This window comes from uncultured Senegalimassilia sp. (genome assembly GCF_934632265.1).
Classification (GTDB): Bacteria; Actinomycetota; Coriobacteriia; order Coriobacteriales; family Eggerthellaceae; genus Senegalimassilia.
This window is the reverse complement of sequence record NZ_CAKTYH010000207.1, coordinates 1-1,599: the sequence shown is the minus strand read 5'-3', so window position 1 is coordinate 1,599 and position 1,599 is coordinate 1. Positions and strand designations below refer to the sequence as shown.

The following is a 1,599-nucleotide window of genomic DNA, read 5'->3' as shown; positions in this document are numbered from 1 at the left end:
TGATGGGAATGAGCAGACAGCCTGCCGTGACGATGAGAAGACCAAGAGATACGGGGCGCGTGACGAAAATCCGGAGAGAGCCCTTGGAGAGCGCGAGACAGCGGCGCAGGTTCTCCTCCGCCATGGGTCCGAGAATGATACCGAGCAGGAGCGGCGTCGTCGGCATTTTGAAGCGCGACATGAAGTAGCCGATCAGCGCGAACGCGAGCATGACGTAAACGTCAAAGGCGGAGTTGTTCGTGGACCACGCGCCGACCACGCAGAGAATGACGAGAATGCACGAGAGCAGCGTGGTGGGGATGCGCGTGATGTGGATGAACGCCTTGATGAGAAGCTTGCCCTGCAGCAGCATGAAGAGATTGACGATGATCATGCCAACCATGATGGTGTACATCAGCGGCGCCTGATTGGTGAACAGGTTGGGGCCGGGGGTGAGGCCCTGCATCGTCAGAGCGCCGAGCATGACGGCAGTCACGGAGTCGCCGGGGATGCCGAGCGTCAGTAGCGGGATGAGCGTAGCGCCGGTAACGCCGTTGTTTCCGGCCTCGGGAGCGGCGATGCCGTTGATGTGGCCGGTGCCGAATTTCTCCGGCGTTTTGGACATGCGGCGTGCGCCGAGATAGCTGAGGAACGAGGCAGTCGTAGCGCCGGTGCCGGGGATCGCGCCGATGATCGTGCCGATGGCGGAGGAAACGAGAATGTCGCGCAGGCAGCCTACAAAATGCTTGAGCGTCATGTGCTCCTTCGGGAGCGACACCTTGCCGACGGCTTGGTCGCCGACGTATACCTTATTTAAGATTTCGGTGATGGCGAATAGACCGATCAGCGCGGGGATGATGTCGATGCCGGTCTGCATGCGGTTGATGCCGAAGGTGAAGCGCGGCAGCCCCTCGATCGGGTCAAGACCGATGCACGCGGCGAAAAGACCGAATACCGCGGAGATCATGCCCTTGAAAACATGCTTTCCCGCAATGGTGGCGATGATGGAAAGGCCGAAGAATGCCAGCATGAACTTCTCCGCCGAGGAAAACTTCACGGCGACGCGCGCGAGAGACGGCGCGCCCCAGAGCAGGACGAGTGCGGAGAAAATACCGCCGACCGTGGACGCGACGAGAGCGGTGTCGAGTGCGAGCATCGGGTGGCCGTTCTGCGCCATCTGATAGCCGTCGAGTACGGTGGCGGCCGAGGCGGGCGTGCCGGGGGTCTTGATCAGGATGGCCGTGATGGAGCCGCCGTATATGCCGCCGCAGTAGATGCCGAGCAGAAGCAGCATCGCGGGGATCGGCTGCATCGCAAAGGTGACGGGCAGAAACAGCGCAACGCCCATTGTGGCGGTGAGGCCCGGAAGAGAACCGAATACCACGCCGATGAAAATGCCGAGGTTCATCCAGAGAAGGTGCGCGATCGTAAAGACATTGGATGCGCCGGTGAGGATCAATTGCCATGTAGTCATATTCGTTTCTCCCTTCTGTCAGAATAGCCAGACCTTGACTCTGGGCAGGTGGATGTACAGCAGGTAGCGGAAGCAGTAGAAAATGATGAAGCACATGACGATCGCAACGGCGTAATGCCACCAAACCTTGTCGCCCATCAGGACAA

General features: G+C 60.0%; 1 protein-coding gene. It reads right to left on the bottom strand.

The window, feature by feature from the left end:
• On the bottom strand, positions 1 to 1,453 hold a 1,453-nt coding region (locus Q0H50_RS09510), incomplete at its 3' end, for a tripartite tricarboxylate transporter permease (RefSeq protein ID WP_294421711.1).
• Positions 1,454 to 1,599: the final 146 nt, after the last annotated feature.